The sequence below is a fragment of the Arthrobacter pullicola genome (assembly GCF_014836875.1).
Taxonomy (GTDB): domain Bacteria; phylum Actinomycetota; class Actinomycetes; order Actinomycetales; family Micrococcaceae; genus Arthrobacter_B; species Arthrobacter_B pullicola.
Map to the genome: position 1 here is coordinate 1 of NZ_JACSQC010000010.1, position 15,732 is coordinate 15,732.

A 15,732-nucleotide genomic window follows, 5' to 3' on the forward strand; every position below is an offset into this window, starting at 1 on the left:
ACCCGCAGCGCCGATGGTACTGCACCTGGGAGGGTGTGGGAGAGTAGGTCACCGCCGGACAATCATTCAAGACCAGGTCTCTTCCTGGTCCGTGTTAGGCCCCGCACGTTTGTGCGGGGCCTAACGTGTTTAACCCCCAGAACCCGTTCGGCGGGCAGGGCCGGCGTCGTGCTTATGAAGTTCCTCCCACCACGGCTGCCCGGTTCATCCGATGTGCAGATATGGCGGCCTCCGCGCAATTTTGGTCGCCAAACCTGCACTTCGCACAGCGCAACCGGCTCTGCAGTGTCCTATGCGGCCCTACGTCAGGACGATGGTCCGATTACCCTGAAGGAAGACACGCCCTTCGCAGTGCCATCGAACTGCGTTGGAAAGCGCTTTGCGTTCCGTGTCTCGGCCAGCGGCCACCAGGTCCTCAGGGCCGAAGGTATGGTCCACTTCCACGACCTGTTGGCTAATGATCGGACCCTCATCAAGCTCAGCATTCACGTAGTGGGCCGTAGCCCCAACAGTCTTGACCCCGCGGACGTGGGCCTGATGGTACGGGCGGGCGCCTTTAAAGCTAGGTAGGAAAGAGTGGTGAATATTGATGGCACGGCCGTCCAGACGGCGGGTGAGATCATCACTGAAGACCTGCATGTACCGGGCCAGCACCACGAGCTCGACGTCGAACCGGTCAATGATAGCCATCAAGTTCGCCTCCGCCTCCGGTTTCGTTGCGGCCGTGACGGGCACATGAAAGAACGGAATCCCGTGCCACTCCACGATCCCCCTGTGGTCTGTATGGTTCGAGACCACACCAACAATTTCTATGGGCAGCTCGCCGATTCTGGCACGGAAAAGAAGGTCGTTGAGGCAGTGTTCGAACTTCGAAACCATGATCAGGACCCGGTGTTTCGTGCCGTGTGCCCTCATTTGCCACTGCATCCCATAGGTCTCGGCGGCTGGTAGGAATGCGCCCTGCAGCTTGGCCAACTCCGCCGGTTCGCCGGCGGGCGCACCTGCAGGCTCACCTACCGGCTCTTCCCTCACAGGGTCGACCGCGGCAAAATGGATCCGCATAAAGAAATGGCCATCGAGCCTGGAACCGAATTGCTTGCTGTCCAGGATGTCGCAGCCCTGGTCTAGGAGGAAGCCGGTCACCGCATGGACGATGCCCTGTGTTTCGGGACACGCGAGGGTTAGGACGTATTCGCTGGGGTTCGTGTCCATGGCCCCACTCCCGATGGCATTCACTGACAGGCCTCCGAGGGAGGTTTCGTTGTACTCGGTTTTCATATCTGCTCCTGTCTGAGGCGACGTGCTCAGGGGACCTCGTCGGACGCGTACTCACGCATGGCGTCCAGGAGCCAGCGGCCCAGGAACTGTGAGAACGACGCCCGCGGAAGAATGCGGTAGGTTTCCTCGTCGGTCTTCCACAGAATGGCCGGAATGCCGCCAATCTCGGTCGACAGAGCTGTCCCGGTGTTGAAGACCCGGGAATGGAGGTCCAGGGAGCACCCCTTTTCAAGAACGGATCGCGCCCGGCGGCCGGAGAGTTCGAACGTAGTTCGATTGGCGGACAGATCAACAACCTGCCCTGCGCCGGATCCGAGGGTATCGATCAGTGCGCGGGGAAATTCGCCCCCCAGGCTGTCATGGGATTCCGGGGCTGCCACCAGGAGGAACTCTGCCGGTCCCAGCCAGAGGACGGAAGTGTCGCCGCTGGTTCGGACTATTCCGGATGCGGCGGGCAAGCCACCCGTGAAGGTGCCCAGATCCATCCCGGCAGCGGAGGCGGGATCGACCCGGATCCCCACCATGGTCAGGAACGGCACTTCGCGCAGCTCCACGGTCCCGGCAACGGACCCGGCATCAAAAGCGGCAGACAGAAGGGCTGCGGGACTCTGCCGGAGGATTTGGATTTCGGCGGTGCTGAGTGCTGCTGTATCAGCCATCTTTACGGGCTCCTTCTGGATCGAAAAGCACTGTCTCTGCCACGACTACGTCCAGCAGCTGATCGCCGACGGCGGCGAGCAGGGTTTCGCCGAGCCGGTTTCGGCCGTTCTGGATCAGCGCCAGGGCGAACGAGCGCCCCAATGCCGCACTGTGATAGCTCGAGGTGACGAATCCCTGCATGGGAACCGGGCTCAGCGCTGGAATGATGCTGATGCCCTTCTCCACCAGCTGGGTGCCTTCGGGAAGGCGGATGGTTCCGTCCGCGGGGAGGATGCTGACCAAGTGTTTGCGGTCGGTGCGGCTGGCGTCCCGGCGCAGGTAGGAGCGTTTGCCGATGAAGTCCTTGACCTTGGACACGACCCATTCCATGCCGGCATCCTGCGGAGTGACCGTGCCGTCGGTGTCCTGGCCGATGATCGGGTAGCCCTTTTCCGCCCGCAGCACGTGCATGGTTTCGGTGCCGTACGGGGTGATGTTGAATTCGGCGCCGGCTTCCGCCACGGCTTCCCAGACCGTGAGACCGTACCAGGACGGGACATTGATTTCGTACGCCAGTTCACCGGAGAAGGAGATCCGACAGATCCGCGCTTGGATCCCGGAGGTGAGAGCCGTTTCGCGGAAGGTCATAAAGGGGAACGCCTCGGCATCGAGGCCTCCGTCCGCGGCTAGGTCCGGGGCCAGCTTTGCGACGACGGCCCGGGCTTTCGGACCGACGACGGCGATGGTGGACCACTGCTCGGTGACGGAGGTGCAGTGCACATCCAGTTCCGGCCATTCGGTCTGCAACCATTCCTCCAGCCAGTCCAGGACGTTGGCTGCCCCGCCGGTGGTAGTGGTCATGAAGAAGCGGTCCTCGTCCAGGCGCAGGGTCACGCCGTCGTCGAAAATCATCCCATCGGGGGTGCACATGACGCCGTAGCGGGCCGATCCGGGGGCCAGTTTCTTGAATGCGTTGGTATATACGCGGTTCAGGAATTCACCGGCGTCCTTACCCCGGATTTCGATTTTGCCCAGAGTGGTGGCGTCCATGAAACCGACCGAGTTTCGGACTGCGGCGCACTCCCGCAGGACGGCGGCGTCCATATCCTCCTGGTCCTGCGGGTAGAACCAGGGCCGTTTCCACTGCCCAACGTCCTCGAATAACGCGCCGTGGGCGTCGTGCCAGGGGTGGATGGAGGTAAGGCGGGCAGGGTCGAAAAGCTCTCCCCGCTGCCGTCCGGCCAGGGCAGCGAACGCCACGGGCGTGAATGGCGCACGATACGAGGTGGTGCCGATGTCACCGACATTCGTGTGTTTCAGGGCTGCGGCTATGACGCCGATCGCGTTCACACCGGAGGTTTTGCCTTGATCGTTCGCGGTGCTGATTGAGGTGTAGCGCTTGATGTGTTCAACGGAGCGCATGCCGGCGCCTGTGGCACGCAGGACGTCGGCCACGGACTGATCACGTTGAAAATCAACAAAGTGGTGATGCCAGTCTTCCGCGCTGCCCTGCTGGCCGGGGACCAGCCAGAGCTGCCGGGTTGGTGCAGCGGCCACGGGTTCTCCGGGCGCAACCGGTGCCACATCGGATTCGAAACCCGCAGCGATGACCGCTGCGGCACCGGCGGAAATTCCCTCCTCCACGCAATCCGGAAGCCGAAAACTGCCGCGTCCCGCTCCGATCACCTGCTGGTTGGGGACCACGCTGCTGGGCACAAACGCTGCCAGGCTCTCATCCCAGCGCAGCCTGCCTTGCCGCTGCGAGTGCAGATGCACCACGGGGGACCAGCCGCCGGAGACAGCCAGCAGGTCACAGGGCAGGTGTTCGACGTCGGCGGTGAGGTTTCCGCCGTCGTCGATGCCGCGGATGGAAACGCCGAGAATCCCTTCCTCGCCGGAGGTTCCAGCTACGGTGCTGCCGGTCAACACCCGCGTTCCGGCCGCTGCTGCCGTGGCAGCGGTGTCACTAAGCTGTGGGCGGGCGTCCACGACTGCTTCGATGCTGATGCCGGCGGCGCGGAGGTCTGCGGCGAGCAGATAGGCGCTGTCGTTGGTGGTGGTGATGACGACTTTGGACCCGGCAGCCACGGCGTACCGGTTGAGATAGCTGCGCACCGCGGAGGCGAGCATGATCCCGGGCCGGTCGTTATTCTCGAAGACCAGTGGGCGTTCGTGGGCTCCCGGAGCGAGGATGACCTGGGCGGCGCGGATGTGCCAGATCCGCTGCCGGGACACACCGGGTGCCGCGGGCGCTGGGAGATGGTCCGTCCGGTTCTGCGCTGCGAGGACGTAGTTGGAGTCATAGGCGCCGAAGGCCGTGGTGCGGTTCAGCACGGTGCACTCCGCAGCGGAGATCAGTTCGGCTTCAACCGCGGCCACCCATTCCAGGGCCGGCAGGCCCTCGATGGTATCTGCGAGGTCCGGATGCGGGGAACCGGACAAGAGCGAGCCGCCAAGCTCTGGCTGGTCGTCGATAAGAATGACCCGGGCACCGGAGCGCACGGATTGCCGGGCCGCTGCCAGGCCGGCAGGTCCGCCGCCAACGATAAGGATGTCAGCATGAACGTATTTCTTGTCGTATTCGGTATGGTCCTCGTTCGGGTCCAATCGGCCCAGGCCGTTGAGAAGCTCGGCGTCGAGGCCATCCACCAGCGAGACAGCGGTCGCCGGGAGCATGGACTCCGCCACATGGCCCGGGAACCTGGCCGCGATTTTGATGAGGGCGTTGGGTTCCTCCACACCGGCGGACATAATGCCGCGCGGCCGGTCCTCGTAGAGGGAATTGCCGGCACGCAGCCTCCCGTTGGCCAGCATGGCGGAGGCAAGGGTGTCCCCGGGGTGGCCTGTGTATTCCTGGCCGTCCACCGTGAAGCGCAAGGTCACGCTGCGGTCGATGCGTCCTCCGCTGCTGAGGCGGGCGGATTGCCGTTGCACGCTCACTTGACTGCTCCTTCCGGGGAAACGGGGGTGGGGAGTATGGGGGCTGTCGGGCCCGCCGCGGGGCGGAGCTGACCCATCGGATAAACGGCCTGGATCTGGTAGGTGGAGGTGTCCCGGAGCATGTTGAACCACTGCCGGCAGCTGGTGCTGTGCAGCCAGCGCTCAGCGAACGCGCCTTGGGGGTTGTCACGGTAAAACAGATACTCGGCCCATTCCCGGTCGCTGAGTTCCTCCGGATTTTCGGGGTAGGCAACGTGGGCCTGTCCGCCATAGCGGAATTCGGTTTCGTCTCGGGGCCCGCAGTTTGGGCAGGGAATCAGGAGCATGTCCTTACCTCTTTCTAGTGGGCTACGGCAGCGGCGCCGTGTTCATCGATCAGGGCACCGGTTTCGAAGCGCTCGAGGGCAAACGGTTTGTTGAGCTCGTGGGGTACCCCGGTGGCGATGGTGTGGGCGAACGTCAGGCCGGCTGCCGGAGTGCCCTTGAACCCGCCCGTGCCCCAGCCGCAGTTGACGTACATGTTCTCCACGGGAGCCGCCCCAATGATGGGCGAGGCATCGAGGGTGGTGTCCACAATCCCGCCCCAGGTCCGCAGCACATGTGCCCGGGCAAAGATCGGAAAGAGTTCAACGGCGGCTGCCATCTGCTGTTCGATCACGTGGAAGGAACCGCGCTGGCCGTAGCCGTTGTAGGAGTCCACCCCCGCTCCCATCACCAGTTCGCCCTTATGCGCCTGGGAAACGTAGACGTGGACGTGGTTGGACATGACCACCGTCGGGTGTACGGGCTCGTGGAGTTCGGAGACCAGCGCCTGCAGGGGGTGGGACTGGATGGGAAGCCGGAAACCCGCCATTTCCGCGAGCACCGAGCTGTGTCCGGCGGCGCACAGCCCGACCTTTTCGGTGTGGATGGTGCCCAGATTGGTCTTGACCCCGACGACGCGGTTTCCATCTTTCAGGAACCCGGTGACCTCGCAGTTCTGGATAATGTCCACGCCGAGCTCATCGCATTTCCTAGCGAACGCCCACGCGACGTGGTCGTGCTTGGCTATCCCTGCGCGCGGCTGGTAAGTGGCACCCATAACGGGATAGCGGATGTTGTCGCTGGTGTTCAGGATGGGGCAGAGTTCCTTGACCTGGCCGGGGTCCAGCCATTCGGCGTCGACGCCGTTGAGCCTATTGGCACCCACCCGGCGCATGCTCTCGCGGACATCGCCCAGCGTGTGGGCCAGGTTCATGACTCCACGCTGGCTGAACAGGAAGTCGTACTCGAGTTCTTCGGGGAGGAGCTCCCACAGCTTCAGGGATCGCTCGTAGATCGCGGCGCTTTCGTCCCAGAGATAGTTGGAACGGATGATGGTGGTGTTGCGGGCCATGTTGCCGCCGGCCAGCCAGCCCTTTTCAAGAATGGCGATGTTGGTCATGCCGTGGTTCTTGGCGAGGTAGTAGGCCGTGGCGAGACCATGGCCGCCGCCGCCAACAATCACGGCGTCGTAGGAGGACTTGGGCTCAGGGTTGCGCCAGAGGAAATCCGGGTGCTCCGGAAGCTGTTCCGCGCTCATTTTGCTGCTCCAATCAATTCTGCCTCGGGCCTGCCCGGGTGACCGCCGGTGTACTTGTTCGTCAGGACGTAGCCCTGAGCTTCCATATCGGAGGCCGGGGACGACCGTCAGGGCAGTCTCTTTCATTCAAGAAACCTGATGCAACTGTGTTGCGCTGGCTGCAACTCTAAGCTCACGTTGCGAGTGCGTCAATCACCCTTTGCCGAATTTGTAACGCACATGTTAATTCCATTTAAAGGGGTGATTTCGCTCTTGACTGTGGTCTGGGCCGCCCATAACCTGATGCAACCGCGTTGCGTTCAATGCAACCCCAAATTTCATTGGTGGACATATGAGTAACGAAGTAAATACGGCGGCTGCTGGTCCCGAAGCGGGAGGAAGCCCTGGCCCCAACAGCGGAACCCCGGTTGACAAGGAGACCCGCCGAAAGGTCCTGGCTGCAAGCTTCATCGGCAACTTCGTCGAGTGGTTTGATTACGCCGTCTACGGGTATCTGGCCGCAACCATCGCCGCAGTGTTCTTCCCGGAGTCCGACCCGCAAACCGGGCTGCTGCTGACCTTCGCGCTGTTTGCGATTTCGTTCCTCGTCCGTCCGATTGGAGGCTTCGTATGGGGCCACATCGGTGACCGGGTTGGTCGCCGGACCGCTCTCTCCCTGTCCATCCTGATCATGTCCGGCGCAACGTTCTGCATCGCGCTTATTCCCAGTTACGACACCATTGGCATCGCGGCACCCCTCCTGCTGCTGGCATTCCGTGTACTCCAGGGATTCTCCGCGTCCGGTGAATATGCCGGAGCCTCAGCGTTCCTGGTGGAGTATGCACCCGCCAACCGGCGCGGTCTTTATGCGGCAGTGGTGCCCGCAAGTACGGCCACCGGACTCTTGCTCGGTTCACTGCTTGCCGGCGTGATGACCGCCCTGCTCAGCACCGAAGCCATGGAAAGCTGGGGGTGGCGCCTGCCCTTCCTTCTCGCCGCTCCGATGGGGCTGATTGGACGCTACATCCGCACCAAACTGGAGGACACGCCGGTCTTCCGTGAACTCGCCGCGGAAGATCAAGCGGTCAAGGCTCCTGCCTTCAGCCTTTTCCGGACTCATTGGAGGCTCCTGGTCAAGGCCTCCGGGGCCGTGCTTCTCAATGCCGTGGGTTTTTACGTGATCCTGAGTTACATGCCGACGTACTTGTCGACAGAACTGGGCCTCGGGGCCACCGAGTCCTTTATGGCAACCACTATCGCGTTGCTGACCTACATCGGCTTCATCTTCATCACCGGCATGCTCTCAGACCGCTACGGCCGCAAGAAGGTGCTGATGTCCGCGTCCGTCAGCTTCATCGTGCTGACAGTTCCGGCCTTCGCGCTGCTGGGGACCGGGGACTTCCTGATCATCGTCCTGGTCCAGATTCTGCTGGGCGCCATGCTCACGCTCAACGACGGTACACTCCCCAGTTTCCTCGCCGAAATGTTCCCCACCCGGGTCCGTTACAGCGGCTTTGCTGTCAGCTTCAATCTCTCCAACGCGATCTTTGGTGGAACAGCCCCCTTCATGGCGACCCTCCTGATTGCCTCCACGGGCAACGACCTGGCGCCCGCCTGGTACCTTGCCGGTGCCGCCCTCGTGTCCCTCATCGCCGTCGCACTGTCCCGCGAAACGTGCAAGGAGTCCCTGCGCCATGAGTAGGCCGGCCACATTGAATTCTTCTTCAATTTTCCCCGAATTTCTCCGTCAAGGCAGCACGTCAGAAAGGCAATAACAATATGACCAGCGCGGCAATTCCCATGGCCACCTCTATCTCGGAATTGGAACGGCTGAAAATCCTCCACAACGGACAAAAGGAGAAGCTGACTTTCACGGATGCGGAATTCGAGCGCCGGCTTAGCGGTCTTCGGCGCATCATGGCGGAAAAGGAGCTCGACGCCGTCGTCCTGACCAGCTATCACTCCATCAAGTACTATTCCGACTTCCTCTTCACCTACTTCGGCCGCTCCTACGCCATGGTCGTCACCAGCGAGGACACCGTCACCATCACCGCGAACATCGACGCCGGAATGCCCTGGCGCCGCAGCTATGGCGACAACGTGGTCTACACCGACTGGCGCCGAGACAATTTCCTCTTTGCCCTCCAGGAAGCGCTGCGCACCCGCGGCATCAATCCCGGGCGGATCGGCGTCGAAGACGATGTCCTCGCGCTGGACAACCGCAACAAGATTCAGGCTGCGTTCGAATCGGCCACCCTTGTTGATATTGGACAGGCAGCTATGCGGCAGCGCATGATCAAGTCAGCCGAAGAGATCGCTGTGATTAAGCACGGCGCCCGGATCGGCGACTTGGGCGGCGAAGCCATCCGCAGCGCCATCACGGCCGGAATCACCGAATACGAAGTTGCCCTGGTCGGCACCGAGGCCATGGTCCACGAAATCGCCCGGACTTTCCCGGACTCCGAAATCAGGGATACCTGGGTCTGGTTCCAGTCCGGCATCAACACCGACGGTGCCCACAACTGGGCTACAACCCGCAAAATCCGGGAACACGACATCCTGTCCCTGAACTGCTTTCCCATGATCTCCGGGTATTACACCGCACTGGAGCGCACCCTCTTCTATGGAGAGCCGGACGAACGGTCCCTGGAGCTTTGGAACATCAATGTGGAAGTCCACAGGCGCGGCATCGAACTCATTAAGCCGGGCGCGGTATGCCGGGACATTGCCGCCGAGCTGAATGAAATCTATGTTGGGCACGGCCTGCTCGCAAACCGCACTTTTGGCTACGGACACTCCTTCGGAGTCCTCAGCCACTACTACGGACGGGAAGCGGGCCTGGAGCTCCGGGAGGACATAGATACGGTCCTGGAGCCGGGAATGGTGGTCTCCATGGAGCCCATGATCACGGTTATGGATGGGCAGCCGGGCGCCGGCGGCTACCGGGAGCACGACATCCTGGTGGTGGGCGAGGACGGAGCGGAGAACATCACAAAGTTCCCCTTCGGCGCGGAACACAACATCGTGGGAGCCTGACCACCGTTGTATGCGGCGGGAGAGCGGCGCCACGGAGCAAGTGGCGCCGCTTTCCCGCCGCAGTACGGAATGATGATGAACATCATGAGCGAAACTACCGAGATCAACCGAAGCGGTGACGCCAAGGGGACGTCCGTCATCGTCAACGCGATCGCCGTCCTCCGGACCTTCACGGCCAGCGAGCCGCTGCTCGGAGTCACCGAGATAGCCAACCGGGTCGGGCTGCATAAAAGTACCGTTTCCCGGATTCTGGCCACTCTGGAGCAGGAACGCCTGGTGGAACGGGATGCGGAGACCCGGCGTTTCCGTCTCGGCCTCGGCCTGATCGCCGTCGCCGGTCCGCTGCTCGCCGAGCTCGAGGAACGGCGGGTGGCCTACCCGGTCTTGCAGGAGCTTACGGAACGGACCGGTGAAACCAGTGCCCTGATGGTTTGGAACGGTGCCGAATCCATGTGCGTGGAACAGATACCCAGCCACCAGCAGATCAAGCACACCACCCCACTTGGGGCTCGGTATAGGGACGCCATGAGCGCATCCGTCCAGGTCTTCCTTTCGGAGGCGCCCGCTGAACGCGTGCGTGAGCTGCTGCGCAGCGGCGCCATCACAGCCACGGGGGTGGACGATGCGAGCCTGGACGCCTACCAGATCAGGCTCGGCGACGTCGTCCCCCGGGGATGGGCGATCAACTACGGAGAATCGTCCCTGGACGAAGTTGGTGTGTCTGCCCCTGTTTATGACCACCGCGGTGCCGTGGTGGCTGCGGTCTTGATTCCGGCTCCACGGTTCAGGGTTTCCCCTGAACACCTGCAGGTCCTGGGGGAGGCCTGCGCGGCGGCTGCCCGCCAGGTGACAACGCGTTTGGGAGGTCGCCCGCCGAAGCGCGGGGAGCCGTCGCACCGCTAGGTGGGACAACTGCACCACCCGCCGCATCGTCGCGTCACCCGGCGCGCGCCCGTCTATGAGTTGATGCCGGCGGTTACTCACCCGCCCGGCCCACGGCCGACCGCCGATGTGCAGGTATGGCGACCTCCAGACAGTTTTGGTCGCCATACCTGCACATCCAGGGAGGGTGAAGGCGTTTGAAGCCGCCATATTTGCGCATCCAGTGAGCGCGAGGGCGTTTGAGGTCGCCGTACCGCCGGGACCACATGCACGGGAAGGCCATTCAGGTGCCGGACGCTGGAGTGCCGGCAGCGCCTGCCCTACCGTGAATGGTGAAGACACCCCCTCCGGACCGGATGTGGAAGGGCAATGCGATGAGCGATGCGGCTGAGGTAAGCACCCGGGCAGGTGGGGTCCTGGCGGCCACCTGTATTTCCACGCTGGTGGTGAACGCGAACACGTCGGCGGTCAGCATCCTGCTTCCCGCAATCTCTGCGGACACCGGGACTTCAGTCACGACGCTGCAATGGGCGGTGACAGGCTATTCCCTCGTCGGAGCGGCAGTGATCGTCACGTCCGGCTCGCTGGGCGACGTTTTTGGCCGCCGCCGGATTTTCCAGCTCGGACTGCTGCTTTTCGTTCTGTCCTGCATCCTGATCGCGCTTGCCGGCTCCGGCGGAATGGTCATAGCCGGCCGCGTGATTCAGGGAGCGGCCGGTGCGACGATCCTGGCCTGCGGACTCAGCCTCCTCTCGGTTGCAAACACCGGCGACGCCCAGGTCCGGGCGGTATCCCTTTGGGGTGCTGCGGCAGCAGTGGGTGCCGCAGCTGGCCCATTGGTGGGCGGCGTGCTGGTCGACGCCACCGGATGGCAGGGGCTTTTCTGGATTGACGCCGGGATAGCGGTCCTGTGCATGATCCTGACAGCATTGACTGTTCGGGAATCGAGGGATCCAAACCGCCCGAAAACCATCGACTACGCGGGAACCGTGCTGATTGCCCTGGTGCTGACCCCGCTCATTCTCGGTGTGACCCAAAGCGGGGAGTGGGGCTGGCTCTCGCTCCCCACAATCGGATGCTTCGCGATCTCGGTGGGAGCCGGCTTTGCCTTCATCGCCGTCGAGGGCCGGGTAGCGGTACCGCTCGTGGATCTCGCCCTCCTGCGAAACCGCGTCCTTGTCGGTTCGACCATTGCCATCCTGATCGGTGCGGGCACGATCAATGCCCTGATGTACCTCCTCAGCCTGTATTTCCAGGATCCGGCCACACTGGGACTCAGCCCGCTGGAGGCGGGCCTGGCTACCCTTCCGGCGACGGTCGGACTGGTGCTGGTGGCGCCGCTGGTGCCCCGGCTGGCGGCAAAGTTCGGTGGCCGGCAGACGATCGGGCTGGGCTTCGTCCTGACTACCGGCGGCTTTGTCATCGTGGCCCTGGTCAACGCGTCGTGGACCTATACCGCGTTTTTGCTGCCGTTGATCGCCATCGCGGTCGGCATGGGACTGTCCAACGGCCCCGCCTCGGCAGGGGCCACGGCGGCGGTGCCGGAAAACCAGGTCGGCGGAGCCTCAGGGATCTCCAACATGGCACGGTACGTTGGTGCCGCGGTGGCCACAGCCCTGGCCGCCACCATCTACGGCAACGTGATCAGTGCCCAGACCGACGACGGCGCCCTGCCGGATGCGGCCCTGGCCTCCGGGCTTTCGGTGGCCTCGTGGGTGATGGCAATCTTCAGTTTTCTCGGCGTCCTCATGGCGTTCGTCATCGCCCGCCACCGTGCAGCGAAGGGAACGCTGGCTGATGCAGCAGCAGCGGCCGCAGCGCAGTCGTTCACGCTTCCTACCTCGGCGACACCCGGTCAGGACGCCCCGGAGAACGTGTAAGCACCCGGCGCCCCGGCCCGGCGCCCGCGGCGAAGTTCCGGATTTCAGAGGCATTTCCGTCTCCGGGGTTGGCGCAGCGTAGATCGCCGGTTTCATACTTTGTTCACCGCCTGATCATCTGACCCTCGTCGGAGGCCCCCATGATTGCTGCAGCGCTCCATCGGGAGGCGCCATGAGCGCCGCCGACATTCCGGCAGACGGTGAGGCAGCCGTCCCCGCCGCACGAACCCGCGTGACTAATACGCAGTGGATCTCCTGGATCGCGCTGGCGATGATGACCACCAGCTCCGTGGCCAGTCTGCGGGCGGCGCCCACCATGGCCGTGTACGGCCTGGCTTGCGTCTTCCTCTATTTGCTTCCGGCCCTGGTGTTCCTGCTGCCCACGTCGCTGGTCTCCGCGGAGCTTGCCTCCGGCTGGACCGGCGGCATCTACAAATGGGTTTCCGAAGGCATCTCCAAGCCCATGGGCTTCCTGGCAGTCTGGTGCCAGTTCGCGATGACCATCTTTTACTACCCCAGCCTGCTGGGGTTCGTGGCCAGTACGCTCGCCTACGTCATCAATCCCCAGCTAGCCAGTAGCGGGGTGTGGACGGCCTGCGTAATTATCGTGGTCTACTGGTCCGGCGTCTGGGTGTCCTCGCGCGGGACCAAGGGAGTCGCGGGCCTCGCCAGCGGCGGCCTGATCATCGGAACGCTGATCCCGGGCGTTGTGCTGGTGACCCTCGGCGTCGTTTTCCTGGGCCAGGGCAACGTATCGGCTGCGCCGATGACGGCGGAGAACCTCCTCCCGGCCTGGGCCGGGCTGTCCAGTCTTGTGCTCATCGTCAACAACTTCCTGTCCTATTCAGGGATGGAGATGAACGCAGTCCATGTGTCATCGCTGAAGAATCCCGCGAAGGAATACCCCAAAGCGATGTTCCTCGCCATGGGCCTGGTCCTGGCGATCTTCATCCTTCCCGCCCTCGCCATCAGTTGGATTGTGCCGGCGGAACAGCTTTCCCTCACCGCCGGTGTGATGCAGGCGTTCGACGCCGTTTTCGCCAACTTTGGCTGGCAATGGCTGACCCCGATCGTCGGGATCATGCTGGTCACCGCCTCGCTCGGCGGCATGCTCACCTGGCTGGCGGGACCGTCCAAGGGGCTGCTGCTCATTTCCCGGCAGGAAGGGTACCTCCCCCCGTTCCTGCAGAAGCTCAACAAGAACGGTGTCCAGCAGAACATCCTGGTGGTCCAGGGAATCGTCACCACGGTGATCGGCCTGGCCTACGCGCTGCTGCCGAACGTCTCCAGCGCGTACTGGATCTTCTCGGTCATCACCACACAGGTGTACCTGATCATGTACCTGCTGATGTTCGTGGCCGCGGTCCGGCTCCGTCAGAAGCACCCGGACCACCCGCGGGGCTTCCGGGCGCCCATGCTGCTGGGCCTGTGCGGCGTTGGCTTTGCTGCCTCCCTGGCCGCCCTGCTGGTCGGCTTCGTTCCGCCGTCGCAGTTCGCGTCCGGCAACCCCGGGATCTACGTCCTGATTGTCGGCGGCGGCGCGTTGGGCCTGGGGCTGCTGGTGCCGTTCCTGTTCTACCGGTTCCGTAAGCCCGCTTGGAAGCAGGAAGGGACGGTGGCCCCGTGAGCACGCCGGCAGAGCATGAACCCAAGCGGGAACGCACCTGGATCTACGTGGTTGCCTGTGTGCTCCTCGTCGGCCTGGCACTGTGGGCTGTCCTCGCCTTCAGCGCGGTCCGGAGCTCGAATCAGGCGGAAGAGAAGGCTGACCGGTTCATTACCCTCCTGGAGGCCGCCGGCGTCAGTGCCCCGAGCCAGGATCAGGTCGTGCGGGTACTGGGCGACGACGGCGGTGCGGCCTGTGCGAATCCGAACGCAGCGCTCAGCCGGGCAACCCTGAATTCGATGCTGGCCAACGGGGCCACCGGTCCCGGTGCCCGTCCGGTTATCTCGGACAAGCGGGCGATTAAGGGACAGTTGCTCATCATTGAGGTCTACTGCCCGGATGAACTGGACGATTTCAACGCCTCAATCGAAGACCTCAAGACCGACAGTGTGACGGGAAGCTGATCATGGATCTGCGAGAGCGTGTAGCCGGCCTTATGCCGCAGGCCCAGAAGGAACTCGCCGAACTGGTGGCCATGCGGTCCGTGGCGGACCCCCGGCAGTTCCCTCCGGAGGAATGTCAGCGTGCGGCGGAATGGGTCCGGGGAAAGTTCGCTGAGGTTGGCTTCACGGATGCCCGCCTGGAACCGACCCCGGATGGAAGCATGGTGGTCATCGGGTCCCGGCCCTGCTCGGATCCCGATGCCCCAACCGTGCTGCTCTACGCGCACTATGATGTCCAGCCGCCCTTGGACGACGCGGCCTGGCGGACACCGCCTTTTCAGCTGACCGAGGTGGACGGCCGGTGGTACGGGCGTGGAGCGGCCGACTGCAAGGGCAACATCATCATGCACCTGGCAGCGCTCCGCGCCCTCGGCGGAGACCTGCCGGTGAACCTCAAACTGGTGGTGGAAGGTTCGGAGGAGCAGGGCACCGGGGGATTGGAGGCTTTCGTCGAGGCCCATCCGGACCTGCTGCGCGCTGACGCCATCCTGGTCTGCGACACCGGCAACGCCGCAGTGGGCCAGCCGGCGGCGACGGTGAGCCTGCGGGGCATGGTGAACGTTGTGGTCAGCGTGGAGGCCCTGGCTTCCGAAATTCACTCGGGGATGTTCGGCGGCCCGGCGCCCGACGCGCTCGCCGCCCTGGTGGCCATCCTGGCCACCCTCCGCGATGACCAGGGGAACACCACCATCACCGGCCTGGATGCCAGCCGCACCTGGTCCGGCGCGGAGTACCCGCCCGAGCAGTTCCGCTCCGACGCCGGAGTGTTGGAGGGAGTCTCACTGCTGGGGGATGGCACCGTCTCAGACATGCTGTGGGCGCGTCCCGCGGTGACGATCCTGGGCATCGACTGCCCGCCTGTAGTGGGCTCCTCGGCTGCCATTGTGCCGCGGGCAGCCGCCCGGCTGAACCTCCGGATCCCGCCCGGCGTTACCCCGGACGCTGCCCAATCAGCCTTCATCGGGCATCTGCAGGCCGCCGCGCCGTGGGGTGTGCACGTCACGGTGGAGGTCGAAGCGGCCGGGTCTCCTTTCGAGGCGGCCACCGACGGTCCGGCCTATGCAGCCATGGCGGAAGCAGCCCAGGAGGCCTACAACAAGCCGATGACGAGGCTGGGGCAGGGCGGCTCAATTCCGCTCTGCAACGTGTTCGAGCAGACCTACCCTGACGCGGAGATTATCCTGATCGGCGTCGAGGAACCGCTTGCCCTCATTCACGCCCCGAATGAAAGCGTGGATCCCCGGGAAATCGAATCAATGGCCCTCACCGAGTCCATCTTCCTTACCCGCTACGCCGCATCACGCCGCCGCCAGCCCTGACCCCGGTGGTCGCAGGCCCCTGAATCTTACGTTATGATTAATGAGCATCACCGCCGCAGGCAGGAACAGCTGAAAAGCTGCCAGGCCCGCGGTTAGTGACCCAAGATTT

Annotated in this window: 12 protein-coding genes; 7 read left to right on the top strand and 5 right to left on the bottom strand. The window is 63.6% G+C overall.

Translation table 11 applies throughout. The features are described from left to right. Positions 1 to 300: 300 nt before the first annotated feature. From purU to H9638_RS16095, 5 genes are all read right to left on the bottom strand, one after another. On the bottom strand, positions 301 to 1,212 hold the full coding sequence (gene purU / locus H9638_RS16075; protein WP_191749288.1) for a formyltetrahydrofolate deformylase: 912 nt from the start codon (positions 1,210 to 1,212) through the stop codon (positions 301 to 303). A 92-nt stretch (positions 1,213 to 1,304) separates the two neighbouring features. Beyond that, positions 1,305 to 1,937 (bottom strand): sarcosine oxidase subunit gamma, encoded by a 633-nt coding sequence (locus H9638_RS16080; protein WP_191749138.1) that lies wholly within the window; start codon positions 1,935 to 1,937, stop codon positions 1,305 to 1,307. Continuing rightward, positions 1,930 to 4,851 (bottom strand): sarcosine oxidase subunit alpha family protein, encoded by a 2,922-nt coding sequence (locus H9638_RS16085; protein WP_191749290.1) that lies wholly within the window; start codon positions 4,849 to 4,851, stop codon positions 1,930 to 1,932. Before H9638_RS16085 ends, H9638_RS16080 begins: the two co-directional genes overlap by 8 nt. Positions 4,852 to 4,853: 2 nt before the next feature. Continuing rightward, entirely contained in the window at positions 4,854 to 5,183 is a 330-nt protein-coding gene (locus H9638_RS16090) for a sarcosine oxidase subunit delta (RefSeq protein WP_191749140.1), read from the bottom strand. 14 nt (positions 5,184 to 5,197) lie between these two features. After that, positions 5,198 to 6,418, bottom strand: coding sequence for a sarcosine oxidase subunit beta family protein (locus H9638_RS16095; protein ID WP_191749141.1), 1,221 nt, complete (start codon positions 6,416 to 6,418; stop codon positions 5,198 to 5,200). Between the two features lie 331 nt (positions 6,419 to 6,749). On the opposite strand from H9638_RS16095, the gene H9638_RS16100 reads away from it, so the two are divergent. The 7 genes from H9638_RS16100 to H9638_RS16130 all read left to right on the top strand — a co-directional run bounded on the left by H9638_RS16100 (position 6,750) and on the right by H9638_RS16130 (position 15,623). Next, the gene (locus H9638_RS16100; RefSeq protein ID WP_191749143.1) at positions 6,750 to 8,099 is read left to right on the top strand and encodes an MFS transporter; all 1,350 of its coding nucleotides are present in this window, start codon (positions 6,750 to 6,752) and stop codon (positions 8,097 to 8,099) included. Between the two features lie 77 nt (positions 8,100 to 8,176). After that, positions 8,177 to 9,433 (top strand): aminopeptidase P family protein, encoded by a 1,257-nt coding sequence (locus H9638_RS16105; RefSeq protein WP_191749145.1) that lies wholly within the window; start codon positions 8,177 to 8,179, stop codon positions 9,431 to 9,433. Positions 9,434 to 9,517: 84 nt separating this feature from the next. Continuing rightward, positions 9,518 to 10,336, top strand: coding sequence for an IclR family transcriptional regulator (locus tag H9638_RS16110; RefSeq protein WP_225217551.1), 819 nt, complete (start codon positions 9,518 to 9,520; stop codon positions 10,334 to 10,336). Between the two features lie 353 nt (positions 10,337 to 10,689). Next, positions 10,690 to 12,195 (top strand): MFS transporter, encoded by a 1,506-nt coding sequence (locus H9638_RS16115; protein ID WP_191749147.1) that lies wholly within the window; start codon positions 10,690 to 10,692, stop codon positions 12,193 to 12,195. Positions 12,196 to 12,367: 172 nt separating this feature from the next. Further along, positions 12,368 to 13,822, top strand: coding sequence for an APC family permease (locus H9638_RS16120; protein ID WP_191749149.1), 1,455 nt, complete (start codon positions 12,368 to 12,370; stop codon positions 13,820 to 13,822). Further along, entirely contained in the window at positions 13,819 to 14,265 is a 447-nt protein-coding gene (locus H9638_RS16125) for a hypothetical protein (protein ID WP_191749151.1), read from the top strand. The genes H9638_RS16120 and H9638_RS16125 overlap by 4 nt, the downstream gene beginning before the upstream one ends. A 2-nt stretch (positions 14,266 to 14,267) precedes the next feature. After that, positions 14,268 to 15,623, top strand: coding sequence for a dipeptidase (locus H9638_RS16130; RefSeq protein ID WP_191749153.1), 1,356 nt, complete (start codon positions 14,268 to 14,270; stop codon positions 15,621 to 15,623). The last annotated feature ends 109 nt before the right edge of the window (positions 15,624 to 15,732 follow it).

Coding starts and splice junctions, on each gene's coding strand:
- H9638_RS16120 (WP_191749149.1), top strand. CDS start 12,368: ATGAGCGCCGCCGACATTCCGGCAGACGGTGAGGCAGCCGTCCCCGCC.
- H9638_RS16130 (WP_191749153.1), top strand. CDS start 14,268: ATGGATCTGCGAGAGCGTGTAGCCGGCCTTATGCCGCAGGCCCAGAAG.
- H9638_RS16100 (WP_191749143.1), top strand. CDS start 6,750: ATGAGTAACGAAGTAAATACGGCGGCTGCTGGTCCCGAAGCGGGAGGA.
- H9638_RS16080 (WP_191749138.1), bottom strand. CDS start 1,937: ATGGCTGATACAGCAGCACTCAGCACCGCCGAAATCCAAATCCTCCGG.
- H9638_RS16115 (WP_191749147.1), top strand. CDS start 10,690: ATGAGCGATGCGGCTGAGGTAAGCACCCGGGCAGGTGGGGTCCTGGCG.
- H9638_RS16095 (WP_191749141.1), bottom strand. CDS start 6,418: ATGAGCGCGGAACAGCTTCCGGAGCACCCGGATTTCCTCTGGCGCAAC.
- H9638_RS16090 (WP_191749140.1), bottom strand. CDS start 5,183: ATGCTCCTGATTCCCTGCCCAAACTGCGGGCCCCGAGACGAAACCGAA.
- H9638_RS16105 (WP_191749145.1), top strand. CDS start 8,177: ATGACCAGCGCGGCAATTCCCATGGCCACCTCTATCTCGGAATTGGAA.
- H9638_RS16110 (WP_225217551.1), top strand. CDS start 9,518: ATGAGCGAAACTACCGAGATCAACCGAAGCGGTGACGCCAAGGGGACG.
- purU (WP_191749288.1), bottom strand. CDS start 1,212: ATGGACACGAACCCCAGCGAATACGTCCTAACCCTCGCGTGTCCCGAA.